Source organism: Alkalilimnicola ehrlichii MLHE-1 (genome assembly GCF_000014785.1).
GTDB classification, from domain to species: Bacteria; Pseudomonadota; Gammaproteobacteria; order Nitrococcales; family Halorhodospiraceae; genus Alkalilimnicola; species Alkalilimnicola ehrlichii.
In genome coordinates this window covers 811,645-838,633 of record NC_008340.1, presented here as the reverse complement: position 1 = coordinate 838,633, position 26,989 = coordinate 811,645, and the positions used below count along the sequence as shown (strand labels likewise).

The window sequence follows — 26,989 nt, the reverse complement described above, 5'->3', positions numbered from 1 at the left end:
GGCATTTGACCGCGCCCCAGTCACATATTATCTTTCATGAATATATTGATTCACTGAGCGATTGGATGCCGCTCCAACGCAAGAATACGGAGGAGCCCTCATGCTGCAACGCCTGCCCCACACCCCACCGGAGCAGTACTCACCGCTCTATTTCCTGGCGGCCCTGGGCGCCGGGGGATTGGGTGTTGCCTTCTTCATGTGGCTGATGCACTGGATGCCCTACAGCGAAACCCCCATGCCGGTATTCGACGAACTGATCGGCGTCCTGGGCCAGGGTCCGCTCTACCAGCAGCTGGCCCTAATCGGGGCGTGGCTCGGCATCGCCTATTTCTCGGTCCTGCACTTTCGGTTGCTGGCCTGGAACCTAAAGAGCTTCCAGGCCTTTCGACGCACCGCCGCCTACCGGGCGCTGCGCGAGAGCAACGCGGAGACCCAATTGCTCGCCGGACCGCTGACGCTCGCCATGAGCATCAACGTCGGCTTCGTGCTGGGCATGGCCTTCGTCCCCGGCCTTTGGCAGATTGTCGAGTGGCTGTTCCCGATGGCCCTGCTGGCCTTCCTGGCGGTCGGCGTCTGGGCGCTGATGCTGCTGCGCGATTTCTGGGGGCGAGTGCTCACCGAGGGCAATTTTGATTGCACCAAGAACAATAGCTTCGCCCAACTGCTGCCGGCGTTCGCCTTGTCCATGATCGGGGTCGGGCTGGCCGCCCCCGCGGCCATGAGCGAGAACAGCCTGACCGTCCTGGTCAGCCTGGTGCTCTCGAGCTTTTTCATCGTCACCGCCATCATCAGCGGCACCGTGCAACTCATCCTGGGAATAAGGGGCATGCTCGACCAGGGGGCCAACCCAGAGACCGCACCCAGCCTCTGGATCGTGGTGCCCATCCTGACGGTCCTGAGCATCGCCCTGCTGCGCCAGGGTCACGGTATCGAGGTGCTCGGTGACGGGGTCGGTGGGGTACAAGGGTTTGGCCTGCTGACGACGCTACTGATGGCCCAGGTCGCATTCGGGCTGCTGGGTTGGGTGGTCCTGCGCCGGTATGGCTATTTCCGACGGTTTGTCACCGGGTCGGAGCGCTCACCCGGCAGCTACACGCTGGTCTGCCCCGGTGTCGCCATCACCGTCATGCTGCACTTCTGGGTCAATGTCGCACTGGCCGACAGTGGTGCCATCGCGGCGTACGGCGGTCTCTACTGGACGATCACCGGGGTCGCCCTGGCCTTCCACGCCGCCACCATCTGGCTAGTGATGCAACTGAACCGAAAGCATTTTGGCAACGCCGCCAGCCGCCCGAGCCCCGCGCGGGCCTGACCCCACCCGGTGCGCGGGTTCGGGTATTACGGATACTCCCCGGTGTAGGATTCCAGGATACTGACAGTCAAATCCTACGCACCGGGGGAACCCATGCCGCGCCGGCTCATCCGCAAAGCACTCATCGTCCTCGGGCTGACCCTGGTCATCGCCCTGGCCTGGGCCTTGCGCGACCACCTGCAGGTGGACGTGTTGCGGGCCACACTGGATGACCTGGGGCCCTGGGCGCCCCTGGCCTTTATGGGGGCCTACGCGATCGCGGCGGTGGGCTTCGTCCCCGGTTCGGTCTTCACCCTCGCCGGGGGTGTGCTCTTCGGCCCGCTCTGGGGCACGCTCTACAGCCTGATCGGGGCCACCGTGGGTGCCGGACTGGCCTTCCTGGTGGCCCGCCATCTGGCCGCTGACTGGGTGGCACGCAAGGCCGGTGGCCAGCTCGGCCGCGTCATCGCCGGGGTGGAGCGCGAGGGCTGGCGTTTCGTCGCCCTGACCCGGCTGGTGCCACTGTTCCCCTTCAACCTGCTCAACTACGCCCTGGGGCTGACCCGCATCCCGCTCGCCCACTACCTGATCGCGACGTTCGTCTGCATGGCCCCCGGGGCACTGGCCTACACCTGGCTCGGCTACGCGGGCGCCGAGGCCATCGCTGGGGGCGAGCGCGCCATCCAGGCGGTGCTGATCGCCCTGGCCCTGCTGGCGGTGGTGCTGTTTCTGCCCCGTCTGATCCGCCGCATCCGCCGGCAGCCGTTGCCCGATGAGAAACCGGCCACCGGGGGGGATGCATGAAACAGGATCTGATCATTATCGGTGGCGGCGTGGGGGGGCTGGTGACCGCCAGTGTCGCCGGTCAGCTCGGGGTGAAGACCGTGCTCATCGACGCCGGTGCCAATCTGGGCGGCGACTGCCTGCACTACGGCTGTGTGCCTAGCAAGACGCTGATCCGCTCGGCCGAGGTGGCAGCCCTGACCCGCCGCGCCGGGGAGTTCGGCCTGCAGGCCGAACTGGGCCCGGTGGACCTGGGCGCGGTCATGGACCGGGTCCGGCAGGTGATCGACCAGATCCAGGTCCACGATGACCCGGACCGCTTCCGCGGTTACGGGGTGGACGTCCGGTTCGGCCACGCCCGCTTCCTCGACCGCGACACCGTCAGCGTCGACGGTGAGCGGCTCCAGGCCCGCCGCTTCGTGATCGCCACCGGATCCGCGCCGGCCGTCCCCCCGGTGCCGGGGCTGGCCGAGGCGGGGTTCCACACCAACGAGACCATCTTCCAACTGCGCACCCTGCCGCGCCGGCTGGCGGTTATGGGCGGCGGTCCGATCGGTATTGAGCTGGCCCAGGCCTTCAGCCGGCTCGGCAGCCAGGTCACGGTGGTGGAGATGGCCGCACAGATCCTGCCCCGGGACGACGCGGAGCAGGCCGCGGAACTGCGCTCGGTGCTGGACGCCGAGGGCATCACCGTGCACACCGCCACCACCGTGGAACGGGTGGAGCAATCGGAAGGGATCACCCGGCTGGCCTGTCGCAACGGCGAGAGCCACTGGACGGTGACGGCCGACGCCCTGCTGCTGGCGGCCGGGCGCAAGCCCAACCTGGATCTCGGCCTGGAGGCGGCCGGGGTGGCCTACGGCCCGCGCGGCATCCGGGTGGACCGGCGCCAGCGCAGCAGCGTCCGCCACATCTACGCCGTGGGGGACTGCTGCGGGCCTTACCCCTTTACCCACATGGCCGAGTACCAGGCCGGAATTGTCATTGCCAACGCCCTGTTCCGCATCCCGAAAAAGGTGGATTACCGGGTCGTGCCCTGGGTGACCTACACGGCCCCTGAACTGGCCACCGTCGGGCTGACCGAGGACGAGGCCCGGGCCCGCAATCTCAAGGTAGAGGTGCTGCGCTTCCCCTTCCGTGAGGTCGACCGGGCCCTGGCCGAGGGCGAGACCGCCGGACAGGCGAAACTGATCGTGCGCCGGGGCCGCCTGGTGGGGGCCAGCGTGTTAGGTCCGCACGCCGGCGAACTGATCCACGAGGCGGTGCTGGCCATCCAGGCCCGGCTGCGGGTGGGCACCCTGGCGGCGGCCATACACGCCTACCCCACCCTGGCTCAGGTCTTTCGGCGGGCGGTGAACACCCGCTACACCGAGCAACTCTACAGTGACAGAACGCGAAAACTGGTTGCCTTCCTGCAGCGCTGGCTGCCGGGGCGCTAGCCGCGCCCGCCACCATCAGACGGAGGTTTCATGAGCGCCACCTTTCCGCAACTGCAACCGACCACCTTCCCGGCCATCCGTCGCCGGCGGCTGGAGACCCTGCAGGTGAACGTCGGCTACGTGTGCAACCAGACCTGCTTCCACTGCCACGTCAATGCCGGCCCCAACCGCAAGGAGAAGATGGACCGCGCCACCGCCGACCTGGTGCTAGCCTATCTGCGCCATTCCGGGGCGCGCACCCTGGATCTCACCGGCGGGGCGCCGGAGCTCAACCCGCAGTTCCACTACCTGGTGGAGCAGGCCCACGGGCTCGGCGTGCAGGTGATGGACCGCTGCAACCTCACCGTGCTGGAGCAGCCTGGACAGGAGGGTCTGGCCAACTTCCTCGCCGCCCACCGGGTGGAGGTGGTGGCCTCGCTGCCCTGTTATTCGGCAGACAACGTCGACAGCCAGCGCGGCGAGGGGGTCTTCGAGCAGAGCATCCGCGGCCTGCGGCAGCTCAACGCGGTGGGCTACGGCCAACCCGGCAGCGGACTACCCCTGAACCTGGTCTACAATCCCTTGGGCGCCACGCTGCCGCCACCCCAGGACCAACTGGAGGCGGACTACAAACAGCACCTGGCGGACGAGTTCGGCATTGTCTTCAACGGCCTGTTCACCATCACCAACATGCCCATCCACCGCTTCGCCAAACAGCTCTACAAATCAGGACAGTACGAGGCCTACATGGCCTTGCTCAAGTCCGCCTACCGGCCGGAGAACCTCGCCAACGTCATGTGCCGTAGCCTGCTCAGCGTGGACTGGCGCGGCTACGTCTACGATTGCGACTTCAACCAGATGCTGGCCATTCCCCTGGGCGCTGGCCACAGGCCGCGCAGCCACCTTCGGGATCTGATCGGGCGTGATCTGAGCGGCGAGCCGATTGCCGTCGCCGATCACTGCTACGGTTGTACCGCTGGCCAGGGGTCCAGCTGCGGCGGGGCGCTCTGAGCCGCCCGCCTCCTGCTAGACGGCCCCCTGGCCGAGAGCCTGACCACACGCCGGTCCCGGCGGCCACGCACATCGCACGGATCACCTGACCGACCTGATGACCCCCTTTCCCCGCCGCTCCTGATCCGGTCAGGCCCCGCTCAGTTGCTGCGCCACCGCCGGTAGCACCGCATCGCAGGGGGCCTCGACCTTGAACCGAAGCAGCCCGTCAGCGCGGGTGCGGCCCTGGTTGATGGCGACCACCGGCTTGCCCTGGGCCGCCGCCTCGCGTGCGAAGCGGTAGCCTGACCAGACCACCAGTGACGAACCCACCACCAACACGGCGTCGCTGATGGCCAGCGCCGCACGCACCGCGGTCACTCGGGCGGAGGGCACGCTCTCACCGAAGAAGACCACATCCGGTTTCAGCACCCCGCCGCAACCGTGGCAATGGGCGATCCGGAAGTCGTCGTAAACGTCCTCATCCAGCTCCGCATCGCCATCCGGGTTGAGCCCATGGACCGCCGCGACCCAGCCGGGATTGAGCGCGCTCAGCTCCGCCTGCAGCGACTCACGCGGCTCCCGTCGTCCACAATCCTGGCAGACCACCTCGGAAAGGGTGCCGTGCAGCTCAGTTACCGATGGGCTGCCCGCCTTGTGGTGCAGCCGGTCCACGTTCTGGGTCACCAGGCCGCCGAGGTGGCCGGCCTGCTGCAGCGAGGCGAGAGCGCTGTGGGCGGGGTTGGGCCGGGCCTGCTGCATGCGCGGCCAGCCCAGATAACTGCGAGCCCAGTAACGGCGCCGGAGCCGGTCGCTGCCCATGAAGGCCTGGTACTGCATCGGCTGGCGATGCACCCAGCGACCCTCGCGGTCCCGGTAGGCCGGGATGCCAGAACCGGTGCTGATGCCGGCGCCGGTCAGCACCAGGGTCCGGGGATGGCGCAGCAGGAACGCGGCCAGCGCCCCGGCGTCCGCCACAGGGACATCCACCTCCGGCCAGCGGCGCACATCGGGCATGCGGATCGGTACTGCAGCACTCATTCACCGACCTCCGGTCAGACGGTTCCCTGAGCCCTGTGGACTCAGGACTCCAGTACGTAGTGGCCCGGCGCATCAGCCAGCGGCGGATACCCCGCGTTACCCATCGATGGCGGCGCGACCCGGTCACCGCTGCGGGCGGACAACCAGGCGTGCCAGTCCTCCCACCAAGACCCGGGGGTCTTTGCCTGGTCCGCCTTCCAGGCATCGGGGTCGGTGACACCCGTGGCGTCCCCCGCCCAGTAGCTGCGCTTGGGCGGATCCACCGGCGGATTGACGATACCGAAGATGTGCCCGGAGGTGCTCAAGACCCCGCGCGTCGCGCCGCGCACCCGCCCGGGCAGCCGGAAGACCTGGCGCCAGGGAGCGATATGGTCGTCCACCGTCGCCACACAGTATAGCGGTTGGTCGATACGGCCCAGGTCAATGGGCCGCCCGGCGAGCACAACGCCGTCCGGCTCGCGCAGGCGGTTGTGCAGATAGCACTGGCGCAGGTACCAACTGTGCATGGCCTTGGGCAACCGGGTGTTATCCGTATTCCAGTACAGCACATCGAAGGGGGCCGGATCCCGCCCGTGCAGGTAATTATTGATGTAGTACTGCCAGATCAAGGTATTGGGCCGGAGCATGCGGAAGGAGAAGGCGAGGGCCTCCCCCGGCAAATAGCCGTGACCGTCCATCAGCCGGTCCAGCGCCTCCAGCGACTCCTCGCTGATAAAGGCACCGATCTCACCCGGGTCTTCGAAGTCCACGAGCGTGGTGAAGGTGGTCCAATGGGCGATGGGGTTGCCGGCCGCCCCCTCCGGCCCCCGGTTGGACCAAGCCATATAGCAGCTCAACAGGGTCCCGCCGATGCAGTAGCCGGCCGCATGCAGGGCCGGTGCGCGGGTGATCTCCCGCACCGCCTGCACCGCCGGGTCGAGCCCTTCGGTGAGGTAGTCCTCGAAGTGCAGGTCGCGCATCTCGGCGCCCGGGTTCTTCCAACTGATGAGAAAGACCGTGTAGCCCTGCGCCACCAGCCAGCGCACCATGCTCTTGCGCCGGTTGAGGTCGAGGATATAGAACCTGTTGATCCACGGCGGCACGAAGAGCAGCGGAGTCGCATAGACCGTGTCGGTGGCCGGCCGGTACTGGATGACCTCCACCAGCCGGTTGCGGTAGACCACCTGCCCCGGGGTCTCGGCGATATTGCCCCCGACCCGGAAGGCCTCCCGATCGGTCATCGGCAGTTCACCGGTCAGCAGATCGCTCAGAAACCGCTGCAGACCCTGGCCAAGACTCTCACCGCCGGTCTCAATGACCCGTTGCAGCGCCTCCGGATTGCTCAGGAAGCAGTTGCCGGGCGCCACCGCATCCACCCACTGACGGGTCCAGAAGGCCGCGCGCTGCAACGCACGAGGATCCATGTCGGGCGTTTCATAGAGCGCGTCCATCAGCCAGCGCGTATGGACCAGGTAGGCCTGCATCATCCGGTTGAGCAGCGCATTACCCTCCCAGGCCGGATCGCTGAACCGGATATCCTCCGGGTGCGGCGTCTCCACGGCCTGCCGGGGCAACCCGAGCGCCTGGCGCCAGAACGTCTCGGTGAGCGCCGCCCCATTGGCGGCGCAGCGCAGCGCCATGCTCTGCACATGGTCGGGCTGGCGCAGCCAGCGGCGACCCAGCTCCGCGTAGGCCCCCGTCACCCCCCAGGGGTCCAGGATCCGCCGGTGCCCCGGTTTGTCGTCCCCTGCCATTACACCCCCTGCTTTAGGCCTAATCCTGGTCCACTCCAGGGTATTCGCACCGGGCACCGAGGTCCAGCGGCAAGGCGCCCGCCAACCTTGCGCACGGTCAGTTCGCCGGCACCGTCTGTCGGCGCAATCCTGTCAGCCAATAGCCCGCCAGGGCCAGTACCGCCGCCAGCGATGCCAGGTAGGCCGCCCAGCCGAGGCTGTGGTAAATGAAGCCGGGTATGAAGGAGCCCACTGTGCCACCCGCATAATAGAAGGCGATATAGAGGCCATTCACCACGCCCCGCTGTTCCCCAGCCCGCTGGTTGAGAAAACCGGGGGCCAGCGAATGGATGAGAAACATGCCTCCGCAGAAGACAAACATGCCGGCGAAGATCAGCCACAGCGAATGCCCCAGGAAGAAGAGCAGGGAGCCGGCGAAGATCACTGTCCCCAGCAGCATGGTGTTGACCGGCCCGCCGATGCGCCCCGCGATCCGCAGGGAGAGCAGCGAGGTGACCACGCCCATGAGGTAGCCGGAGTACATCAGGGCGATCCCGGTCTCGTTCATGCCACTGCCCAGCTCCACCAGGCGGAAGGGCAGGAAGTTCAGCAATGAGGCGAAGACGTAGAAGGCGCAGAAGATCACCCCGTACAGCCGCAGGAAACTGGGCTGACGCAATACCGCCACCACCGTCCCCGCACGCAGCTTCTGAAAACTGACCGGCGGGTCGGCGTCCAGCCGTCGCAGCAGCAGCACGCAGACGGTCAGGGCGAGCCCCAGGAATAGGAACGACCAGCGCCAGCCAAAGCCGGTGGAGATCAGACCGGACAGCGCCCGGCCGAGGAACCCGCCCAGCACCGTCGCCGCCACGTAAAAGGCCATCACCCGGGCGATGCGACCCGGTCCGGCGCTGGCCGAGAGATAGGTCATGAGCGCGGTGAGGATGGCCGGGATCAGCAGGCCCTGCAGCAGCCGCAGGAACAGGAACAGCTCGAAGTGGGTGACGAAGAAGATCAGGTACTCGGTGACCGCCAGCAGGGCGGTGGCGCCGATCAGCAGGCGCTTGGCCGAGAACCGCTGGAGGACGAAGCCGTAGGCCACCGGGGCGATGGCCAGGGGCAGCAGGGTCACGGTAATGAGCAGCGAGGCCCGGGTCTCACTGACGTCAAACGCCCCCTGCAGCACCGGCAGCAGCGGCTGCGGGGCGTAAATGGCGGAGAAGGCCAGCAGGGTACAATAGACAGCAATCAGTAACTGGGGGATACGCAAGGGTACCGCGGCTCCTCACGCATCACCGGCCACGGCCCGCTTGTGCGCGCGGGCGAAGTCCATCATCCGGCCCAGCGAGACACGGGCCTTCTCGGCCACCGCCTCGTCCACCTGGATCTCGTTGTCGCCCCGCTCCAGCACCCGGAGCAGGCTGTGCAGGCCGTTCAGGGCCATCCAGGGGCAGTGGGCGCAGCTTGAGCAGGTGGCCCCACGGCCGGCCGTGGGGGCCTTGAGCAGCACCTTGTCCGGGGCCGACTCCAGCATCTTGTGGAAGATGCCGGCGTCGGTGGCGACGATAAACTCGCGGGCATCCATGGTGGTCACCGCCTCCAGCAGCTTGGAGGTGGACCCCACCACATCGGCCTGCTCGACCACCGCGCGGGGTGATTCCGGGTGGACCAGCACCTTGGCCTCGGGGTGTTCCCCTCGCAGTTTCTCCAGTTCCAGCCCCTTGAACTCCTCGTGGACGATACAGCTGCCATCCCACAGCAGCATGTCGGCCCCGGTCTCCCGCTGCAGGTAGTCGCCCAGGTGTTTGTCCGGACCCCAGAGGATCTTCTCGCCCCGCGCCTTCAGATGGTTGATGATGTCCAGGGCGATGCTGGAGGTCACGACCCAGTCGGCACGCGCCTTCACCGCCGCCGAGGTGTTGGCGTAGACCACCACGGTGCGGTCGGGGTGCCGATCACACCAGGCGGAGAACGCGTCCGGCGGGCAGCCCTCGTCCAGCGAGCAGGTGGCCTCCAGGTCGGGCATGAGCACGCGCTTCTCGGGGGTGAGGATCTTGGCCGTCTCGCCCATGAATCGCACCCCCGCCACCACCAGGGTGGAGGCCTCGTGCTCGGCGCCGAAGCGAGCCATATCCAGGGAATCGGAGACATAGCCGCCGGTCCGGTCCGCCAGGATCTGCAGGTCCGGATCGGTGTAGTAGTGGGCCACCAGCACGGCGTCACGTTCGCGCAACAGGTCGCTGATACGCTCCATCAAGCGGTCGCGCTCACTACCGCTCACCCGTTCCGCCGCCTGCTGCGGCTGCTCACGAAAATACCGAGGGCGTTCCATGCGGATGGCCTGCGCCTTGCTCATAATCAACCTCCGGCCCCGGGGCCGCCGTTGCTACCTGATGATCCGCACCTCACCCGGGCTTTTCGCCCGGTACAGGCGCGCGGGGCGATGATTGCCGCCGTTATACCGTTTTCCGGTGTCCTCCAGGCAGTCCAGGGCCTGCAGGCGTTTGCGGAAGTTCCGCTTGTCCAGGCGCTCGCCCAGAAGGGTCTCATACACACCCTGCAACTCCGACAGGGTAAACGCCTCTGGCATGAACTGCAGGGCGATGGTGGAGTAGTGGAGCTTGCCGGACAGCCGGCGCCGCGCCATCCCTACGATCTGCCGGTGGTCGAAGGCCAGCGGGGGCAATTCATCCTCCGGGAACCAGTCCAGCCGCTCCACCCCGCCGCGCACGTGCAGCCGGTCGTAAGGGACCAACGCATAGTAGGCCACCGTCAGGACCCGCCCCCGCGGGTCGCGCCCCGGCTGGCCAAAGGTGTAGAGCTGCTCCAGATACACCCCCTGGACCCCGGTCTTCTCCAGCAGGATGCGCAGCGCGCTGTCCTCCAGGGCCTCGCCCTCGCCCACCAGACCACCGGGCAATGACCAGAGCCCGGCGTAGGGCGCATTCTGCCGCCGCACCAGTAGTACGCTCAGCCGCCCGGCCCGGATGGTGAAGATCACCACGTCGGTGCTGACGGCGGCGTTGGTTTTCGGAGCAATCTGCATGTTCTTGACTGCCGTGGCAAGGAATGAAACTTAGTGTCTGTATGACACTATGTCAATCGGTTCGTTCCCCGCCGCCGGGAGGCCCACCCGGTGCGTCACCGCCACGACCGCGGCGCTCCCCGGAACAGCACCGGCCCTGCTAGGGCTGTGGCACCAGGCCGTAATCGCGCTCGATAATCAGGCTCACCCAGTCCAGTGGGCTGAAGGGCATACCGGCCAACAGGCCCGCCCCCAGGGCCATGGCCGCCGTGGTCAGGGTCGGCCACAGGAGCCAGCCGTGGGTCTCCCCTGGCCCCAGATCGCGCTCGTTCGGCCACTGGTCCGGGGGCGGGCGAAACCAGATGCGGTGCAGGACCGGCAGGAAGTAGGCCGCATTGAGCAGCGTGCTGGCCACCAGCACCGCGATGAACGCCGGCATGCCCGCCTCCACCATGCCGATGCCCAGGTGCCACTTGCTGATGAAACCGGCCAGCGGCGGTGCACCGATCATGCCGAAGGCCCCCAGGGTGAAGGCCGCCATGGTGAGCGGCATGCGCCGACCGGTGCCGTCCAGGTCGCGGATGCTGTGTACGCCCAGGGTCTCGGCCACATTGCCGGCACAGAAAAACAATGTGATCTTCATCAGCCCCTGGTGGACCAGATGCACCAGCCCTCCCACCGCCGCTACCGGGCCAGCCACCGCCACCCCCAGGGTGATGTAGGCCACCTGGCTGACCGTGGAGAAGGCAAGCCGGCGCTTGATGTCGTCCTGGGCCAGCGCCCGCCAGGAGCCGTAGAGGATGGTGAACGAGGCCAGCAGCGCCAGCGGCACACCGACCCCCAATTCCGCCACCACCGAGATACCGTAGAGGTCCTGCACCAGGCGCACGATGCCAAAGGCCCCCGCCTTCACCACCGCCACCGCGTGCAGCAGGGCCGAGACTGGCGCCGGCGCCACCATGGCCGTGGGCAACCAGCCGTGGAGCGGCACCAGCGCCGCCTTCACCCCGATGCCCAAGGCCATCATCCAGAAGAAGACCGTCAGCGCCAGGGCCTGCTCCGGCACCACCTCGCCGACGACGCCGCCGGGCTGGAAGCTCTGCAGCCCGGTGAGCAGGTAGAACCCGATGATGCCGGGCAACAGCAGCAGGCCGGCGCCCAGGGTGTAGCGCAGGTAGACCGCCCCCCCGCGCAGGGCGGCATGGGTCCCCTTGTGCACCACCAGCGGCCAGGTGGAGAGCGTGAGCAGTTCGTAGAAGATGAAAAAGGTGAACAGGTTGCCGGCAGTGGCAATGCCCATGGTGGCCGCCACACAGAGGCTGAAAAAGCCGAAGAAGCGGCAGCGATGGGGCTGGCCCTCCAGATAGCCGATGGCATAGACCGTTGTCAGCAGCCAGAGGAGCGCCGAGAGGGAGATGAACAGCATGGCCAGGGCATCGGCGTGCAGCACGATATCCGGTCCGCCCGGGATCACCGCCCAGCGGAAGTGAAAGTCGTGCCCGGCCCAGACCCCGAACAGCATCACCGCCACCAGTGCCAGCTTGGCCAGGGCCCCGCCCAGGTTCATGGCCGTGCGCGCCCGCTGGCGCCGCTCGCCCAACAGGAAGATGACCACCGCCGTGACCAGCGAGGTCATCAGCACCCACAGCGGCATGGCGGTGTACAGCGCGCTCACGGCCCCCCCTCGGCGATCGCCAGCAACGCCAGCAGCGGTTCCGCCCCCAGCCCCAGGGCCTGGGCCGCCAGCGCCAGCGCCATGGGTGGCCCGTTCAATGCCCACCCCAGCGGCGGGTGGTGACTCACCCCCGGGGTGCCGGCGTGGCGCACAAAGAGCCGCATGACCCGGAACAGGTAGGCGGCCGCCAGTAGCCCGCCGGCCACCACCAGCAGGGCCCAGCCCCATTGGCCCTCCGCCAGTGCCCCCTCAACCAGCAGCCACTTGGCGACGAACCCGCCGGCCGGGGGCAGCCCCATCAGGCTCACCGAGGCCAGGGCGAAGGCAAACAGGCTGGGGGACAGGGTGCTGGGGAAGTTCCGCATGTCGCGCAGGCGGTCGTGCCCTATCACGATCATGATATTGCCCGCGGCCAGGAACAGCGCGGCCTTGGCCAGGCCATGGGCAAGCCCGTGGTACACCACGCCCTGCCAGGCGGCGGCGCTGGCCAGGAGCGGGAAAATCAGCAACAGGTAGCCCAGTTGCGCCACCGTGGAGTAGGCGATCACCTGCTTCAATTGCGCCTGACGGAAGGCCCACACGGACCCGAGGATCATCGCCGCCGCCCCCAGCAGGCCCAACAACTGCCCGGCCAGGGGCGTGATCAAGTCCGGAAAGCCCCAAAGCCAGATCCGCAACACCAGGTACACCGCCGCCTTCACCACCAGCGCCGAGAGGATGGCCGAGACCGGGGCTGGGGCGTGCCCATGGGCCGGGGGCAGCCAGGCGTGGAGGGGGAAGAGTGCCGCCTTGGCAAACAGGCCTGCGGTGATCAGCCCGGCCGCCAAGGCCCCGTAGGGCGCACCGGCCAGCTCGGGCACCCCGTGCAGATGCAGGGTGCCGGCCCCGGCATAGATCACCGCCACCCCCAGCAGCCAGGCCAACGAGCCGAGCAACGCGAACAACAGGTAACGCAGGGCCGCGGCCAGGGCCTCCGGCTTAGCCGCCAACGCCACCAGGGGCACGGCGGCCAGGGTGAGCAACTCCAGCATGACGTAGAGGTTGAACAGATCCGCCGACAGAAACAGCCCGTTCAACGCGGACCAGAGCACCCACCAGAGCGGCCAGTAATGCCGGGCCCGGGCCTGGTCGCCGAACCAGGCGCCGGCATAGGGCACGCTCACCGCCATCACCACAGCAGACAGCCAGAGCATGAGCACCGCCAGGCCATCGGCGTAAAGCTCGATACCGAGCGGGGCAGGCCAGCCGCCCAGGGCGTGAACCCCCACCCCGTCGACCACCACCATCCGGGTGAGCAGGGCCAGCGCCCACACGGTGCCGGCCACCCCCGCCAGTCGCAGCGGCCAGCGCGCCCGCCCCTGCAGCAGGTACTCGGCCAACGCCACCAATAGCGGCCAGAAGATGGCCCAGACCGCGCCGCTCATCCGGGCCCGTCCTCTCGGTCCTCCAGGCTGACGCGGCCGGTATCCCGGTAGTACCGGCGCAACAGGGCCAGGGCGAAGGCAGTGGCGCTCACCGCGATCACGATGCCGGTCAGGACCATGGCGTGGGGAACCGGGTCCGGCGGTCGGCCATCGCGCACCGCCCAGGCCACCAGCAGCAGAAAAACGGCGTTGCCGATCACGTTCACCGCCAGGATTCGCCGCAGCAGGTGCGTCTGGACCAGCAGGCCGTAGACACCGATGGCAAACAACCCGGCAGCCGTCAGGACGTAGAGGGGCACCTGTTCCATCACCGCGCTCCCCGGAAGCCGTTGGAGCCGCTGAACAACAGCGCCAGGGTCAGGGCGATAGAGAGCATCAGCGTGGTCTCAACCACCAGAATCAGCGGGTAGGACCACCCCGCCGGATAGCTGAGCATATAGCCCTCGGTCCCGAGACCAAGGGCGCCGGCGGCGGTGAATACCGCCAGCCCGAGCACCAGGACCGCCCGTTCGTACAGGCTATTGGTGAGCGTGGGCCGGAGACGGCCGGTGAGCCGCAGCAACACCCCCAGGGCGGCGAGCACCGCACCGGCTTGGAAGGCGCCACCCGGCGCGGTGGTGCCGGCCCACAGCAGATAACCCGCCACCAGGACGATCAGGGGCACCAGCAGCGCCACCAGCGGGGCGACCAGGACCGGTTCGCTGAGGCCGGGACGGCGCCAGGGCCCCGGGCCGGCAGCGCGCAACGGCTCGGCCACCACCCGCGCGCCCAGCAGTGCCAGCAGCAGCACCCCCATCTCCATCAGCGTGTCGTAGGCGCGGAAAACCAGCAGGACACCGGTCACCGGATTGTCCAGGGCCAACTCCTCCATGCGCGCCAGCGCCTCCCGGCCGGCCGGCGCCTCCGCCCCGGGCAGGGTCAACAGGATGCCGGCAAGGACCGCGAACAGCACCCCGGAGCCGACGGCGATCGCCCGTGCCAGTGCCGGCGCGATACCGGGCGCCTCCTCCCGGCCGGCACCGTGGCGTACCAGCAGCGCCCGATAGGCGGAGAGCAACAGGGCCCCGGTCAGGCCCGCACCGATGGCGGCCTCGGCGAGCGCCAGGTCGGGCGCCGCCAGCCGCGCCCAGCACAGGCTCATGAACAACCCGAAGACAATGAACATCACCACCGAGCGGAACAGCCGCGGCGCGGTCACCGCCTGCCAGGCCAGCCAGAGCAGGCCCAGTGCCAGCAGGCCGTCCAGCCACCAGACCATCATGGCCGGGCCTGCTCCCGGCCCCCCTGCTCACGCAATGCGTAGCGGGCGATAAGGTGGCAGGAGACCGTACCGGCCAACAGGGCCAGCAGCCAGATCAGGGCCAGTTTCAACGCCACCCACGGGCTGCCCGCCAGGATCGCCAGCCCCAACGCCAGCAGTCCCAGGCCCACGTTGTCGGCCTTGGTGAGCGCGTGCAGGCGGGAGAAGACATTGGGGAAGCGCAGCAGGCCGATGGTTCCGGCCAGGAAAAAGCCGGCCCCCATCAGGATCAACCCCCAGGCGAGCACCAGGGCCATGGTCACTCCCGCTCCTCCGCCCGGCTCGGGAGGCGCACGAAGGCCACACTCACCAGGGTGGCGAGGAGCACGAAGAGCAGCGCCACGTCACGCAGGGCGGCCAGCTCCATGGCCTGGGCAAGGATCAGCAACACCGCCACCGTGGTGGTCCCGAACAACTGGGCGGCGAGCATCCGGTCGGCGGGCGTAGGGCCGCGCCAGACGCGAACCAACCCGGCCAGCAGGTTGAGTAAGAGAAAGACCGCCACCAGCAGCAGAGCCGTGTCCATGAACTACTCCAGTGCGTACAACCGGGCGATGCGTCGCTCCAGTTCGTCCAGCTCGCCGTCCAGTCCCTGGGCCAGGGCATGGACCACCAATTCGTCGTCCACCAGCTCGGCGCACAGGGTGCCGGGCATGAGGCTGATCACACTGACCAGCAGACTCCGGGGCCCGCCGGCGGGCAGGCGCAGGGGGCGCACCCGCCATTGCGGCTGCAGCGGCATCGTGGGCTGCAACGCCCGCCAGGCCACATCGACGCCGCCCCGCACCGAGCGGTCGACAAAATAGAGCCCGAAACCGGGCAGCGCGTGCCAGCGCACCGGGCGTAACCACAGCGGGGTCCACCACGCCCCCGCCAGGGTTGCTGCGGTGACCACCAACAGCCCCAGCGGGTCCCAACCCTGCCCGGCGGTGAACAGGGTCCAGAGTAGCACGGCCCCGGTGAGCGCCCAGAAGAGGCGCCGCGAGGTCAGGCGCCGGGGCTCAGACATATCGGGCTCAGACATCGGACCCCAGTGCCCTGGCCCGCTCTTGGGTGGCCTGCGGGTCGCGCAGGGTGCGCGCCGGCCCCCCAGCCTCCGGCCAGCCCTGGCTATGCTCATGCACCAGGCCGGCCAGCATCTCCAAGTGGTCGTCCCGGTCGTTCAACGCCTTGATGTAGCGCAGCTTATCGCCGCCGTGCTCCTGGAAGATCTCGGCATTCTCGCCCTCGATCTCCTCTAGGGTCTCCAGGCAGTCCGCCGAGAAACCCGGGCAGATCACGTCCAGGGTCTTCAGCCCCGAGCGGGCCAGCTGCTCCACGGTGGCATCGGTGTAGGGCTGCAGCCAGACCTCCTTGCCAAAGAGCGACTGGAAGGTGACTTGCCAGGCCTCGTCGGACAGCTCCAGGCGCTCGGCCACCAGGCGGGCCGTCTTCTGACACTGGCAGTGATAGGGGTCGCCGTCGAGCAGGTAGCGGCGCGGGGTCCCGTGGAAGGAAAACAGCAGCTTCTCGCCGCGGCCGTGCTCGGCCCAGTGCTCGCGGATGCTGGCGGCCAGGGCCTCGATGTAACGCTCATCGTCGTGGTACTGGCCGATGAAGCGGAACTCCGGCACCCACCGCCAGCGCTTGAGCTCGTCCGCAACGGCATCGAAGGTGGACCCGGTCGTGGAGCCGGAATACTGGGGATAGAGCGGCAGCACCACGATGCGCTCTGCTCCCTGATCGCGCAGCCTGCGCAGTCCGGAGGCGATGGAAGGGTTGCCGTAGCGCATGGCCAGCTCCGCCACCACGGGCCCCTGCAGGCGCGACTGCAACCGCTCGAGGATGCCCCGGGTCTGTTTCCGGCCGATGATCAGCAGCGGCGAGCCCTCTTCGGTCCAGACCTCACGGTAGGCCGCGGCGGATTTCTTCGGGCGGGTACGCAACACAATGCCGTTGAGGATCAGCCACCAGATCCAACGGGGCGCCTCCACCACCCGGGGGTCCCACAGGAACTCGTGCAGGTAGCGGCGCAGGGCCGGCGTGGTAGGGGCGTCAGGGGTACCCAGGTTGGTTACCAGCACCCCGAGCCGGGGCTGATCGTCGTGCCGGAACCCCTTCCGGCCTTCGAACAACGACTTCACGGTCAACTGCGACATGCAGACAGGCTCCCTAAAGAGGTGGCGTGGCGCCCCATGATAGCAACACACTATCTGTTTCCCGCTTTCGATTCGCGATGCCCCCGATAGGCACCGTCAGGGCCGGGCCAGAGCGAACACCAAGGATAACAGCCCGGCCGGGGCCGACCAGCCACCCGATGTAAAACCCCTTGATACGCTGGGCTGACCCGCTCACCCATAAGGGTTACCTTTAAGGATGTAGCCCAGCACAACGGAGAAGAGCCCATGAGCCAACACAAGACCCGTCATTGGTCCGCCCTGGCCGCCATCCTGGCCAGCGGCGCCCTGGTAGCGGCCTGCAACAGCGGGAGCAGTAGTAGCACGGACGACGAGGAGGCGACCTTCTCCCTGGCGGTCACCGACGCACCGGTGGACGAAGTCCAGGAGGTCTGGGTGCGGTTCCATTCCCTTGAGTTCAATCCCCAGGACGGTGAACCCTTCGAGATACTCGTCGATGAGGCGCCTGACGCCGTTGACCTGCTCTCGCTCCAAGGCAGTGAGAGTGCGGATCTGGTCACTGAAGAGACCATTCCGGCGGGGACCTACAACTGGATCCGCCTGAAACTGGATGCGGATGAGGCGAATGACCCCCTCCCGCACTCCGGGGCGTCCTGGCTCGTACTTAAGGACGGGAGCGAGGAACCGCTCCGCATTCCGTCTGGCGGCACCCGGGGCTTTCAGTTGAATATGCCCGGTGGCGAAACGATCGAAGACGGACAGGCGTTGCGGCTTGTGGTGGATGTGGATCTGCGCAAATCCCTGGTGAAAACCGGTAACGAGCAATACCTCTTCCGTCCCGTTCTACGCGTGATCTCCCTGGACAACGTCGGTCACTTGGATGTCTTCGCCCCGCCAGCCGCCTGCGAAACGGAGTCACCCGTGCCCGCCGTCTACGTCTACGAAGGCGAGACCGACACCTTCGACGATATTGCAGAGGACCAGGGGCCACTGACCACCGCAACCCACGAGGGGGAGGACGCCGATGACGTCAACGAAGACGGCAACTGGACCTTCCGCTTTGGGTTCCTGGAACCTGAAACCTATACCCTGGCGCTAGTGTGCAACGCTGACGAGGATGACCCGGACGCCGCTGGAGATGACTTGGTGATCGGAACCTCCAAGGTCATCACGCTGGACGCCGAACCAGGTGAGACCACCGAGGTCTTCCTGGATATCGACGACGGAGAGGAGGAAGAGAACGGCGAGGACGAGGAAAACGGCGTGAACGGGGACGCCTGAGCACCCATCCCGTCGCTGCGAAGAGCCCCCCATACCGTCATTGCGAGGAGCGCAGCGACGTGGCAATCCACACCCCGCCTGGATCGCCGCGGGCCTGCGGCCCTCGCGATGACGGGGGTGGGGCGCCCCCCACCGTCACTGCGAGGAGGCGAAGCCGACGTGGCAGTCTACCGCTCTGGATCGCCACGGGCCTTCGGCCCTCGCGATGACGGGGGGTAGGGGCGCCCCCCTCGCGATGACGGGAAGGCCTCCGGGGGTCGCGGGGGCGGGGTGGGGCCTATACGGCGTGCCGGGTGCGGTGGGTCCCCATCACCCCAAGCCCTCCGGCTTCTGCCGGTCGGCGCGTTCGCGCATGGTCTGCACCAGTTCCTTGGCATCGGCGCGCCGCAGCAGGCTGGTGCGCAGGTGGGCCAGGCTGCCGTCGGTGAAGCCGAACATGGTGCCGGAGAGGGAGCGGCGGACGATGAACAGCTTGTCCAGGTCATAGCAGCGCCAGCCGCCCCCGGGGGTGAAGGCGCGCAGCACCTCGAAGCGCTCGCCGTCCTGGCGGGCCAGCGGGCAGTGGCTGCCGTTCCAGATCAGCATGCCCACCAAGTAGACCACCAGCACCCCTAGGAACAGGTTCATGTAGAACGCCCCGGGCTCGGCCGGGGTCAACCGGCCCTGACTGATCCCGGCGATCAGCATCGCCGGGATGATGACCAGTACGGCGATACCCACCCACCGGGTGACCGGGCTCATCCAATATTCACGCACACTGCCCCCTGTCCATAGTCCGCATTGGTGTGCCGATGATACCGCAGTGCGGGCGGCCATGCCGCCCGAGGCCTGCGAACAGAAAAAGGCCACCCCGCAGGCTGCGCCGGTGATAGACCCGGCCGACCCGCGGGGTGGCCCCTCCGGCCCGGACCCGGGCCGTCACGATTGTGACAGGGGCGGCCGGTCAGCAGATGCCGGCCGCCCGGCGCCTGCCCTGATCAGGGCAGCCACTGCTCCACGAGGTCGCGGTTCTCCTCGACCCACTTTTTAGCGTTCTCGTAGGGGTCGCCGCCCTCCTCGTTCATGACCATAACCTCGGCCATGTGCTCGGGGGTCCATTGGAAGTTGTCGAGGATGGCGTAGGCCGTCGGGTGGTCCTCCTCAAGCCCCTGGCGCACGATGGTGTGGATCTCCTCCTCACCCCCGTAGATACCCTTCGGGTCCTCCAGGTACTTGAGGTCCCAACGGCCCTCCTTCCAGTGGGGCGTCCAGCCGGTCACCACCACCCAGTCCTCGTTACGGATGGCATCCCGGAGGGCCGCGGCCATGGTGGCGCTGGAGCCGTCCACCAGCCGGAGGTTGGTCAGCCCGTACTCCTCAATGGCCGTCTCGGTGGTGCTCATGATGCCGGCGCCCGGGTCGATGCCGACGATGCGGCCATCGAAGCGGTCGGCGTGGTCGTTGAGCTCCTCAATGGAGTCGATCTCCACGTAGGCCGGCACCACCAGGCCGATGCGGGTGCCCTCCAGGTTCGGCCCCAGGTCCACCACCCGGTCCCGGGTCTGTTCCAGATAGCTGGCGTGGGTGGTGGGCAGCCAGGCCGCCACCATGGCGTCCTGGTCACCGCTGGCCACGGCCTGCCACATGGCCGCCGCGCTCACGGAGGTAGTGCGGACATCGTAACCCGCCTCCTCGAGCACCACCCGGACCACGTTGGTGCTGGCCACTTCGCTGTCCCACTCCACGTAGGGCATGTTGATGCGGCCCTCGGCGGCCGCGGACAGGGAGGTGACCATCAACGTGCCCGCGGCGGCCGCTACGATCAGACTGCTCAGTGATTTATGCATGACACACTACTCCTTGCGGCTTGAACTCAGGATTGCTTTCCCTTTCCGATCTTTTGCGTCACCCGATCCAGGATCATCGCCAGGATCACGATGGCGATGCCCGCTTCGAAGCCGTTCCCGGACTGGAGGCGCTGTATGGCGCGCCACACCTCGCTACCCAGCCCACCGGCGCCAATCATGGCGGCGATGACCACCATGGACAGGGCGAGCATAATGGTCTGGTTGATGCCGGCCATGATGGTGGGTACGGCCAGCGGCAGCTGCACCTTGAACAGCTTCTGCCGCCGGGTGGCACCGAAGGCATCGGCGGCCTCCACCAGTTCGGCAGGCACCTGACGTATTCCCAGTGTAGTCAGTCGGATCGCCGGCGGCATGGAGAAGATCACCGTGGCGAACATGGCCGCCACCGGTCCCAGCCCAAAAAAGGGCACGGCGGGAATCAGGTAGACGAACGCCGGCATGGTCTGCATGAAGTCCAGTACCGGCGTCATCACCCGGTGGGCCCGCCCGGACAAGCCGCCCCAGATGCCGATGGGCAGGGCGATAGTGACCGCCACCGCGGTGGCGAACAGGACCAGGGTGAGCGTCTCCATGGTCGCCACCCAGAGCTGCAGGTTCCACAGCAGCGCCAGGCCCAGGCCGGTGCCGATGGCCACCCGCCGCCCGGCTAGCCACCACGCCAGCGCCATGAAGCCGAGGATGACCACCCAGGGCGGGGGGTAGGTGAGCGCACCGACCACCAGCTCCACGCCATCGCCCATGAAGCGACTGATGGCACGGGTGACCAGGGCGAACTTGTCGGTCAACCAGTCCAGACCGCTGTCGATCCAATCGGCCAGCGGGATCTTGCCGATGAAGGGAAACTCCTGACTCACGATGCCTGCCCCCCTTGCCGGTCGCCGTCGGTCGCCACCGTCTCACCGTCATCCGCCGCGGCGGTGGCCGGCGGCGCATCCTCCTTATCGTCATGGCCCGGATGGTCGGGCAGCACGTCGCTCTCCTGGGTCTCGGCCAGCGCCGAGAGCACGTTGCTCTTGACCACGGTGCCCAACAGCTTGTCGCGCTCGTCCACCACCGCCAGCGGGATACGGCTCTCCGCCAGCAGGGTGATGAGCTCGGCCAGGGGTGTGTCCTCACGCACCTTATGGAAATCGGTGTCGAGAATGCGCGAAAGGTCCTTGTCGCCCCGCTTGATGGCGGCGCCGCAGTCATCGGCCCAGACCACGCCCTTGACCCGGAAGTCGCGGGAGGTGACGAAGAGGCTGTAGTAGCTCTCCTCCTCCATCTTGTGCAACGCCGTGCGCGGTCCGTCAGACTCAAAGGCCACCACCCGGGCCTTGCCCATGATGCTGCCGGCGGTGAGCACCTGGGACTTGTCCACGTCCTCGACGAAGCGCTGCACGTAGCGGGTGGCGGGGTTGCTGAGGATCTCCTCGGGGGTGCCGATCTGCACCACGCCGCCGGATTTCATCAGCACGATCCGATCGCCGAGCTTGAGGGCCTCGTCCAGGTCGTGGGTGATGAACAGGATGGTCTTGTGCATCCGCGACTGCAGGTCGATCAGCTCGTTCTGCATGTCGCGGCGGATCAGCGGATCCAGCGCGCTGAAGGCCTCGTCCATCAGCAGGATGTCCGGGTCCACGGCCAGCGCCCGGGCCAGGCCCACGCGCTGCTGCATGCCCCCCGAGAGCTGACTGGGGTAAGCCTCCTCCCAGCCCTTCAGGCCCACCAGCTCCAGCGACCGGCGGGCGCTCTCCTCGCGCTCCGCGCGCTCGACGCCCTGGATCTCCAGACCGAAGGCAACGTTGTCGACAATGGTCCGGTTGGGCAGCAGCGCGAAGTTCTGAAAGACCATCCCGAACTTGCGCCGGCGCAGGTCGAAGAGCTTATCCGCGCTGTATTGGAGGATGTCCTCGCCATCCACCTCGACGCTGCCCGCGGTGGGTTCGATGAGCCGGTTGACGCAGCGGATGAGCGTGGATTTGCCACTGCCAGAGAGCCCCATGACCACGAGGATCTCGCCCTCGTCCACATCGAAGGAGACGTCATTGAGCCCCACGGTGAGCCCGGTCTGTTCGTGGATCTTGTCGGGTGCGACCCCCTCTTTGAGTAGCTTCAGGCCCTCCTCGGGCTGATCGCCGAAGATCTTGGTGAGATTGCGGACGCGTATTCTCTGCAAGTCGTCTCTACCCTATTGCCCCAAGATTGAACGTCATGACCGGTCGTGTTTTGTCAGACTCTTTATTCTAGGTCATGCATTCAAGCCTAGCAGAACAAGGGGTTTTGACGCGAACGACGGCGCCATCGCGCCGCTCACTCCGCGGGCTCTGGCGGACGCACCCGAAACAGCCAGGTGTAGAGCGCCGGCACCAGGAAAAGGGTCAGCAGCGTGGCGAACAGCAGCCCCCCGATCATGCTCACCGCCATCACCCGGAACAGGGTGTCGGTGAGCATGGGGGTCATCCCCAGGGCGGTGGTCAGCGCCGTCATGGAGATGGGCGAGAGGCGCCCCACCGAGGCCTCCACCACCGCCTGGTAGCGGTCCATGCCGCTGGCGATGTACTGCTCGATCTGATCCAGCAGCACCACCCCGTTCTTGATCAACATCCCCGACAGGGAGATCAGCCCCAGCAGGGCCATGAAGCCGAAGGGCAGTCCGGTCACCAGCAGGCCGGCGGCGACCCCGACGATGCCCAGCGGGATGGTCATGAAGATGATCAGCGGCTGGCGCAAGCCGTTGAACAGGGCCACCGTGATCAGCACCATCAGCGCCAGACTCACCGGGACCTTGGACAACACCTCGGCCTCACTGCGCTGGGCCGCCTCGTGCTCCCCGCCCCATTCGAAGTGGTAGCCGGGCGGCAACTCGATGGCCTCGATGGCGTCGCGCACCCGGCCGTGGAGCTCGTGGGCCTCAATATTCACCGGATCCGCCTGCACGGTGAGGGTGGGCTGCCGGTCCCGCCGCCAGCGCAGGCTGTCCTCCCGGTCCACCCGCAGCGTCTCCAGCAACTGGTCCAGCGGCACGGACCAGGGGCGATCCGCGGGCCAGACCTGGATATGGCGCAGGTCCGAGAGCCGCTCGCGCTCATCCGGCGGGCGGCGCAGGCGGATGGGCAGCCGGTCGTCGCCCTCCCGGTACATCCCCATGTCCAGGCCGTGCTCAGCGCGCAGGAAGGCCTGACCGATGGCCTCACGGGTGACCCCGGCGCGGCGGGCGGCAGCCTGGTCGATGACCGGCTCCAGGGTCTTCACCGGCTGGCGCCAGTCGTTGCGCACGTATTTGGCCTCGGGATCGGCGCGCAGGATCGCCTCCGCCTGAGCGGCCAACGCCCGGAGGACCGCCGGGTCGGGGCCGCGGAACCGGCCCTCGACCTTGAACTTCTCCACCGAGGCCAGGCTGAAGGGGCGCATCCGGGGCTCCGCCTGGGGGAAATGCTGTGCCAGGTAGGCATCGCCACGGCGAACGATCTCCGACACCTGGCCGGCGTCCTGCAGGCGGATGAGTAGCTGGCCGTAGCTCTGGTTGTGCAGCTCCGGTTCCATGGCCAGTACAATGCGCGGGGCGCCCTCACCGATGAAGCTGGTCACCCGCTCCACCTCGGGCATGGCCAGGAAGTGGTCCTCGATCTCGCGCAGGTCCGCCGCCACCTGCTCGATGCGCCCGCCTTCCGGCAGCCAGTAGTCGAGCATCACCTCGTTACGATCGGCGTTGGGAAAGAAGCTCTGGTCGACAAAGCGGAAGCCGATGACGGCCAGGGCCACGGTGGCGATCACCGTGATGACCACCAGCGGTCGGTGGCGCAGCACGCCGTGCAGCAGCCGCCGGTAGGCCCCGTAAAAGCGGGTCTGATAGGGCTCGGTGGTCTGCTGCCCGGGTTTGAACAGCAGGAAGCCCAGCAGCGGGACGATGGTCATGGCCGCCACCCAGCTCACCAGCAGGGAGATGCCCACCACCTGAAAGAGGCTGGCGACATACTCGCCGGTGTCGTCCTCGGCCAGGAAGATCGCCAGAAAGCCGAAGATCCCCACCAGGGTGGCACCGAGCAGCGGCAGGCCGCTCTCGCGCACCGCCTCGCGGGCCGCCTGCAGGCGCTCCACCCCGCGCCGGATCTTTACCTGCATGAGATCCGCGGTGACGATGGCATTGTCCACCATCATCCCCAGGGAGATGATCATCGCCCCCACCGAGGCCCGGTGCAGGTCGATACCGAACACCCGCATGAACACCAGGGTGGTGGCCACCGTGAGCAGCAGCGCCACCCCCACCATCAGGCCGCTGCGCAGGCCGGTGAACAGGCACAGCACCCCGAGGACAATCACCAGCGCAATCAGAACGTTGCGAACGAAGCCGCTGACCGCATCGTCCACGATCTGCGGCTGCCAGGCGACCACCCCCAGCTCGATTCCCGCCGGAGTGAAGGGCGCCAGCTCGTCCAGTCGCTGCTGCACGGCGCGCCCCATGGCCACCACATTGCTGCCCTCCTCGTGGGCCAGGGCGATGCCCACCGCCGGTTCGCCGTTGAAGCGCATCAGCGGCCGGAGCGGGGTCAGCGGCCCGCGGCTGATCTCGGCGATGTCCCCCAGGCGCACCAACTCGCCCGACTCGCCGCCGGGAATCAAGAAGTCGCGCAACTCGTCCAGGGTATTGAAGGTGCCACTGGGGATGACCCGCAGCCGGCGGTCGCCCAGCTCCGCCCAGCCAGCGTCCTGGACCTTGGTTTGGTCGAACAGCAACGGCACCACCTGACCGGCAGCCAAGCCCATCATGGCGATGCGCGACTCGGACAGGTCCACGTAGACCGCCTCGGGCTGCGCCCCCCAGAGACTGCCGCGGGCGACGCCGTCCACGCCCAGCAGGTCGCGCTTGAGTTCGTCGGCATAGTCCTCCAGGCGGGCGCGCTCCACCCCCGCGCCGTGGACGGCAAGCACGATGCTGTGGACATCACCGAAATCGTCGATCACCCGCGATGGGTGGGCGCCGCTGGGCAGCTGCGCCTGGGCGTCGCCGACCTTTTGCCGCAGGCGGTCCCAGATCTGCGGCAGGTCGTCGGCCCGGTAGCGCTGCTGGATCTCGGCATAGATGACGGACTCACCGGCGCGGGAGAGGCTGCGCACATGGTCCAGCTCATCCAGGTCCTGGATGGCCCGTTCCAGGGGGTCGGTGACCTGCAGCTCCACCTCTTCCGGTGAGGCACCCGGGTACTGGGTGACCACCAGCGCCAGCTTGATGCTGAACTCCGGGTCCTCCAACCAGCCGACGTTGTGGTAGGCCTGCCAGCCCATGACCACCAGCAGCAGGACGGCCACCAGGGTGGTGATGCGGTGGCGTATGGCCAGCGCGGCCAGGTTCATCGCGAGGCCTCCACCTCCAGCGGGGTGACCCGCTGTCCATCCCGGAGAAGGACGGCCCCCACGGTGACCACCCGATCGCCCGCCGCCAATTCATCGCTGGCCAGTCGCAGCCGGTTGCCCTGGAGCCCCAGCACCGTGACCGGCACCGGCTCCAGGGTGTCGTCATCGCCCAGGCGCCACACCCGCGGCTGTTCGCGGTCGTCCAGCGCCCCCATGGGCAGCAGCCAGGTGGGCTCGCCGTGGGTCTCCGGCAGCAGCCGCACCTGCGCCCGCATGCCGGGCCGGGCCTCGGCGGGCGGCTCATCCAAGCGCAGGCGGGCACGCCAGGTGCCGGTCCCGGGGCTGGGCGTGCCGGCACGGTGCACCAGACGGGCCCGGTGCCAGCTATCGTCGATGGCGGGCAGCCGCACCTGCAACATCCCGGTCAGCGCACCACCGAGCAACAGCCGCTCCGGCAGGTCGACGGTGACATCCAGACGGTCAACATCCTGAAAGACCACCACCGGCTGACCGGCCTGAGCCATCTCTCCCGGCTCCACCAGTCGGCGGGCGAGGACCCCGTCCGCCGGCGCCACCAGGCGGGTATCGGCCAGGGCGTCGCGAGCACCCTCCAGCTCTTCCCGGGTACGTTCCACCCGGGCGGTGGCCTGGGCCAGGGCAGCGCGGGCCTGATCCAGCCGCAGCTCGGCAACCCCGGGCCCCTCCGCCGCCCGCTGCAGCCGGCGCAACTCGGTGGCAGCCAGCTCACGGGCGGCCTGGGCCTCGCTCAGCGCCGCCTGCAGGCCATTCACCCGGCGGTGATAATCACGCGGATCCATGCGCGCCAGCACCGTGCCGGATGCCACCCGCTCCCCCTCCGCCACCGGCAGGGCCGCCACCGGGCCCGAGACCCGGAAGGAAAGCGTGCTCTCGTCGCGGGCACGGAGCTGGCCCGGCAGGGTGACCTGCTCGTGGGCGGGTTCCATCCGGACCGGCTCGACATAGACGGGGCGCGGCAGATCGGCGTGATCCGCCTCCGGCGGGCCCTCACAGCCGGCCAGCAGCAGCACCAGCAGCCAAGGCAGGACCAGAACGGCACGAGAAAACGGGTATTGGTGGTGCAATCGGCCCCTCCCTCTTCCCTGGGCCCCAACGGCACGGCGAGACGGACGCCGCCAACGACTATTCGGTACTGGCGGCGCGCTCGCCCTCCAGGGCCGCCAGCAGGGTATGCCAGGACAAGGTGGCACACTTGGTACGGCCGGGGAAGTGGCGCACGCCGGCCAGCACCGGCAGCTCACCGGGCAGCGACTCACCCTGCGCGGGGTCCTCGGTGAGCATGGCCTCGAAGCGGCGAAACAGTGCCGCCACCTCGCTGGCATCCAGACCGGCCACCACTTCGGTCATCATGGAACTGGACGCCGTGCAGATGGCGCAGGCCTCACCGGTAAAGCTCGCCGCCGCCACCCGTCCGGCCTCGTCCAGCCGCAGATACACCTGGATATGATCGCCGCACACCGGGTTGTACCCCTCCGCATGGTGGCTGCAGGGCTCCAGCGGGTGATGATTGCGGGGCTGACGGTTGTGGGCGAGGACGATCTTGCGGTAGAGGTCGCTGAGCTTGGACATGGTCTCCCCGGTGATAAATGCGGTGAGTATACCAAGCCGGCGGCGGCCAGCGGCCACCTGGCGGGGCACACCGCGGACAGGAAAGCGGCCCGGGAAGACAGTCCATGGCCGCCGGCTGCCTGAGAAGGGCGCCGGCGACGGAC

The 26,989-nt window shown here is 67.9% G+C and carries 25 protein-coding genes; 5 read left to right on the top strand and 20 right to left on the bottom strand.

Annotated features, from left to right (window positions below; translation table 11 throughout):
* Positions 1 to 100: 100 nt before the first annotated feature.
* The 4 genes from MLG_RS03875 (at position 101) to arsS (ending at position 4,503) form a co-directional block, all read left to right on the top strand.
* Positions 101 to 1,312: a TsoY family (seleno)protein gene (locus MLG_RS03875; RefSeq protein ID WP_011628502.1), complete on the top strand. Its 1,212-nt coding sequence runs from the start codon at positions 101 to 103 to the stop codon at positions 1,310 to 1,312.
* 93 nt (positions 1,313 to 1,405) lie between these two features.
* Positions 1,406 to 2,095 carry a TVP38/TMEM64 family protein gene (locus MLG_RS03870; protein ID WP_011628501.1) on the top strand — a complete coding sequence of 230 codons (690 nt, stop codon included), beginning with the start codon at positions 1,406 to 1,408 and terminating at the stop codon, positions 2,093 to 2,095.
* Positions 2,092 to 3,513: a dihydrolipoyl dehydrogenase family protein gene (locus tag MLG_RS03865; RefSeq protein WP_011628500.1), complete on the top strand. Its 1,422-nt coding sequence runs from the start codon at positions 2,092 to 2,094 to the stop codon at positions 3,511 to 3,513. The genes MLG_RS03870 and MLG_RS03865 overlap by 4 nt, the downstream gene beginning before the upstream one ends.
* 30 nt (positions 3,514 to 3,543) lie before the next feature.
* Positions 3,544 to 4,503, top strand: coding sequence for an arsenosugar biosynthesis radical SAM (seleno)protein ArsS (gene arsS, locus MLG_RS03860; RefSeq protein WP_011628499.1), 960 nt, complete (start codon positions 3,544 to 3,546; stop codon positions 4,501 to 4,503).
* Between the two features lie 129 nt (positions 4,504 to 4,632).
* On the opposite strand, the gene MLG_RS03855 is transcribed toward arsS, so the two are convergent.
* The 13 genes from MLG_RS03855 to hemH form a co-directional block, all read right to left on the bottom strand.
* Entirely contained in the window at positions 4,633 to 5,523 is an 891-nt protein-coding gene (locus MLG_RS03855) for an NAD-dependent protein deacetylase (RefSeq protein WP_011628498.1), read from the bottom strand.
* A gap of 41 nt (positions 5,524 to 5,564) precedes the next feature.
* Positions 5,565 to 7,256: a PHA/PHB synthase family protein gene (locus MLG_RS03850; protein WP_011628497.1), complete on the bottom strand. Its 1,692-nt coding sequence runs from the start codon at positions 7,254 to 7,256 to the stop codon at positions 5,565 to 5,567.
* A gap of 97 nt (positions 7,257 to 7,353) precedes the next feature.
* Entirely contained in the window at positions 7,354 to 8,505 is a 1,152-nt protein-coding gene (locus MLG_RS03845) for an MFS transporter (RefSeq protein ID WP_011628496.1), read from the bottom strand.
* Between the two features lie 15 nt (positions 8,506 to 8,520).
* Complete coding sequence (nadA, locus tag MLG_RS03840) at positions 8,521 to 9,591, bottom strand: quinolinate synthase NadA (protein WP_011628495.1); 1,071 nt, start codon at positions 9,589 to 9,591, stop codon at positions 8,521 to 8,523.
* 30 nt (positions 9,592 to 9,621) lie between these two features.
* Positions 9,622 to 10,281: an NUDIX hydrolase gene (locus tag MLG_RS03835; protein WP_011628494.1), complete on the bottom strand. Its 660-nt coding sequence runs from the start codon at positions 10,279 to 10,281 to the stop codon at positions 9,622 to 9,624.
* Between the two features lie 139 nt (positions 10,282 to 10,420).
* Complete coding sequence (locus tag MLG_RS03830; protein ID WP_041718253.1) at positions 10,421 to 11,914, bottom strand: proton-conducting transporter transmembrane domain-containing protein; 1,494 nt, start codon at positions 11,912 to 11,914, stop codon at positions 10,421 to 10,423.
* A 17-nt stretch (positions 11,915 to 11,931) separates the two neighbouring features.
* Complete coding sequence (locus tag MLG_RS03825) at positions 11,932 to 13,359, bottom strand: complex I subunit 5 family protein (protein ID WP_011628492.1); 1,428 nt, start codon at positions 13,357 to 13,359, stop codon at positions 11,932 to 11,934.
* A complete protein-coding gene (locus MLG_RS03820; protein WP_011628491.1) occupies positions 13,356 to 13,667 on the bottom strand; it encodes a sodium:proton antiporter in 312 nt (103 codons plus the stop codon). Before MLG_RS03820 ends, MLG_RS03825 begins: the two co-directional genes overlap by 4 nt.
* Entirely contained in the window at positions 13,667 to 14,620 is a 954-nt protein-coding gene (locus tag MLG_RS03815) for a hydrogenase subunit MbhD domain-containing protein (protein ID WP_011628490.1), read from the bottom strand. Before MLG_RS03815 ends, MLG_RS03820 begins: the two co-directional genes overlap by 1 nt.
* Positions 14,617 to 14,916, bottom strand: a complete 300-nt coding sequence (gene mnhG / locus MLG_RS15365; protein WP_011628489.1) for a monovalent cation/H(+) antiporter subunit G — start codon at positions 14,914 to 14,916, stop codon at positions 14,617 to 14,619. The genes MLG_RS03815 and mnhG overlap by 4 nt, the downstream gene beginning before the upstream one ends.
* A gap of 2 nt (positions 14,917 to 14,918) precedes the next feature.
* A complete protein-coding gene (locus tag MLG_RS15360) occupies positions 14,919 to 15,185 on the bottom strand; it encodes a monovalent cation/H+ antiporter complex subunit F (RefSeq protein ID WP_011628488.1) in 267 nt (88 codons plus the stop codon).
* A 3-nt stretch (positions 15,186 to 15,188) separates the two neighbouring features.
* The gene (locus MLG_RS03800) at positions 15,189 to 15,668 is read right to left on the bottom strand and encodes a Na+/H+ antiporter subunit E (RefSeq protein ID WP_041717896.1); all 480 of its coding nucleotides are present in this window, start codon (positions 15,666 to 15,668) and stop codon (positions 15,189 to 15,191) included.
* 7 nt (positions 15,669 to 15,675) lie between these two features.
* Positions 15,676 to 16,797, bottom strand: coding sequence for a ferrochelatase (hemH, locus tag MLG_RS03795; protein ID WP_011628486.1), 1,122 nt, complete (start codon positions 16,795 to 16,797; stop codon positions 15,676 to 15,678).
* 246 nt (positions 16,798 to 17,043) lie between these two features.
* Between hemH and MLG_RS03790 the strand changes: the two genes are divergently transcribed.
* The gene (locus tag MLG_RS03790; protein ID WP_011628485.1) at positions 17,044 to 18,057 is read left to right on the top strand and encodes a DUF4382 domain-containing protein; all 1,014 of its coding nucleotides are present in this window, start codon (positions 17,044 to 17,046) and stop codon (positions 18,055 to 18,057) included.
* Positions 18,058 to 18,366: 309 nt separating this feature from the next.
* Here the strand turns inward: MLG_RS03790 and MLG_RS03785 are convergent, their stop codons facing one another.
* The 7 genes from MLG_RS03785 to sufU form a co-directional block, all read right to left on the bottom strand.
* Positions 18,367 to 18,798, bottom strand: coding sequence for a hypothetical protein (locus tag MLG_RS03785; RefSeq protein WP_011628484.1), 432 nt, complete (start codon positions 18,796 to 18,798; stop codon positions 18,367 to 18,369).
* A gap of 236 nt (positions 18,799 to 19,034) precedes the next feature.
* The gene (locus MLG_RS03780) at positions 19,035 to 19,883 is read right to left on the bottom strand and encodes a glycine betaine ABC transporter substrate-binding protein (RefSeq protein ID WP_011628483.1); all 849 of its coding nucleotides are present in this window, start codon (positions 19,881 to 19,883) and stop codon (positions 19,035 to 19,037) included.
* A gap of 26 nt (positions 19,884 to 19,909) precedes the next feature.
* Entirely contained in the window at positions 19,910 to 20,758 is an 849-nt protein-coding gene (locus MLG_RS03775; RefSeq protein ID WP_011628482.1) for an ABC transporter permease, read from the bottom strand.
* Entirely contained in the window at positions 20,755 to 22,062 is a 1,308-nt protein-coding gene (locus tag MLG_RS03770) for a quaternary amine ABC transporter ATP-binding protein (protein WP_011628481.1), read from the bottom strand. Before MLG_RS03770 ends, MLG_RS03775 begins: the two co-directional genes overlap by 4 nt.
* Positions 22,063 to 22,196: 134 nt before the next feature.
* Entirely contained in the window at positions 22,197 to 25,238 is a 3,042-nt protein-coding gene (locus MLG_RS03765; RefSeq protein WP_011628480.1) for an efflux RND transporter permease subunit, read from the bottom strand.
* Positions 25,235 to 26,341 carry an efflux RND transporter periplasmic adaptor subunit gene (locus MLG_RS03760; protein ID WP_041717895.1) on the bottom strand — a complete coding sequence of 369 codons (1,107 nt, stop codon included), beginning with the start codon at positions 26,339 to 26,341 and terminating at the stop codon, positions 25,235 to 25,237. Before MLG_RS03760 ends, MLG_RS03765 begins: the two co-directional genes overlap by 4 nt.
* 58 nt (positions 26,342 to 26,399) lie before the next feature.
* On the bottom strand, positions 26,400 to 26,846 hold the full coding sequence (gene sufU / locus MLG_RS03755) for a Fe-S cluster assembly sulfur transfer protein SufU (protein WP_041717894.1): 447 nt from the start codon (positions 26,844 to 26,846) through the stop codon (positions 26,400 to 26,402).
* Positions 26,847 to 26,989: the final 143 nt, after the last annotated feature.

What these genes read in the sequence shown, in the direction of transcription:
- MLG_RS03875 (WP_011628502.1), top strand. Translation starts at nt 101, where the DNA reads ATGCTGCAACGCCTGCCCCACACCCCACCGGAGCAGTACTCACCGCTC.
- MLG_RS03870 (WP_011628501.1), top strand. Translation starts at nt 1,406, where the DNA reads ATGCCGCGCCGGCTCATCCGCAAAGCACTCATCGTCCTCGGGCTGACC.
- MLG_RS03865 (WP_011628500.1), top strand. Translation starts at nt 2,092, where the DNA reads ATGAAACAGGATCTGATCATTATCGGTGGCGGCGTGGGGGGGCTGGTG.
- arsS (WP_011628499.1), top strand. Translation starts at nt 3,544, where the DNA reads ATGAGCGCCACCTTTCCGCAACTGCAACCGACCACCTTCCCGGCCATC.
- MLG_RS03855 (WP_011628498.1), bottom strand. Translation starts at nt 5,523, where the DNA reads ATGAGTGCTGCAGTACCGATCCGCATGCCCGATGTGCGCCGCTGGCCG.
- MLG_RS03850 (WP_011628497.1), bottom strand. Translation starts at nt 7,256, where the DNA reads ATGGCAGGGGACGACAAACCGGGGCACCGGCGGATCCTGGACCCCTGG.
- nadA (WP_011628495.1), bottom strand. Translation starts at nt 9,591, where the DNA reads ATGAGCAAGGCGCAGGCCATCCGCATGGAACGCCCTCGGTATTTTCGT.
- MLG_RS03835 (WP_011628494.1), bottom strand. Translation starts at nt 10,281, where the DNA reads ATGCAGATTGCTCCGAAAACCAACGCCGCCGTCAGCACCGACGTGGTG.
- MLG_RS03830 (WP_041718253.1), bottom strand. Translation starts at nt 11,914, where the DNA reads ATGCCGCTGTGGGTGCTGATGACCTCGCTGGTCACGGCGGTGGTCATC.
- MLG_RS03825 (WP_011628492.1), bottom strand. Translation starts at nt 13,359, where the DNA reads ATGAGCGGCGCGGTCTGGGCCATCTTCTGGCCGCTATTGGTGGCGTTG.
- MLG_RS03820 (WP_011628491.1), bottom strand. Translation starts at nt 13,667, where the DNA reads ATGGAACAGGTGCCCCTCTACGTCCTGACGGCTGCCGGGTTGTTTGCC.
- MLG_RS03815 (WP_011628490.1), bottom strand. Translation starts at nt 14,620, where the DNA reads ATGATGGTCTGGTGGCTGGACGGCCTGCTGGCACTGGGCCTGCTCTGG.
- mnhG (WP_011628489.1), bottom strand. Translation starts at nt 14,916, where the DNA reads ATGGCCCTGGTGCTCGCCTGGGGGTTGATCCTGATGGGGGCCGGCTTT.
- MLG_RS15360 (WP_011628488.1), bottom strand. Translation starts at nt 15,185, where the DNA reads ATGGACACGGCTCTGCTGCTGGTGGCGGTCTTTCTCTTACTCAACCTG.
- MLG_RS03800 (WP_041717896.1), bottom strand. Translation starts at nt 15,668, where the DNA reads ATGTCTGAGCCCCGGCGCCTGACCTCGCGGCGCCTCTTCTGGGCGCTC.
- hemH (WP_011628486.1), bottom strand. Translation starts at nt 16,797, where the DNA reads ATGTCGCAGTTGACCGTGAAGTCGTTGTTCGAAGGCCGGAAGGGGTTC.
- MLG_RS03790 (WP_011628485.1), top strand. Translation starts at nt 17,044, where the DNA reads ATGAGCCAACACAAGACCCGTCATTGGTCCGCCCTGGCCGCCATCCTG.
- MLG_RS03785 (WP_011628484.1), bottom strand. Translation starts at nt 18,798, where the DNA reads ATGAGCCCGGTCACCCGGTGGGTGGGTATCGCCGTACTGGTCATCATC.
- MLG_RS03780 (WP_011628483.1), bottom strand. Translation starts at nt 19,883, where the DNA reads ATGCATAAATCACTGAGCAGTCTGATCGTAGCGGCCGCCGCGGGCACG.
- MLG_RS03765 (WP_011628480.1), bottom strand. Translation starts at nt 25,238, where the DNA reads ATGAACCTGGCCGCGCTGGCCATACGCCACCGCATCACCACCCTGGTG.
- sufU (WP_041717894.1), bottom strand. Translation starts at nt 26,846, where the DNA reads ATGTCCAAGCTCAGCGACCTCTACCGCAAGATCGTCCTCGCCCACAAC.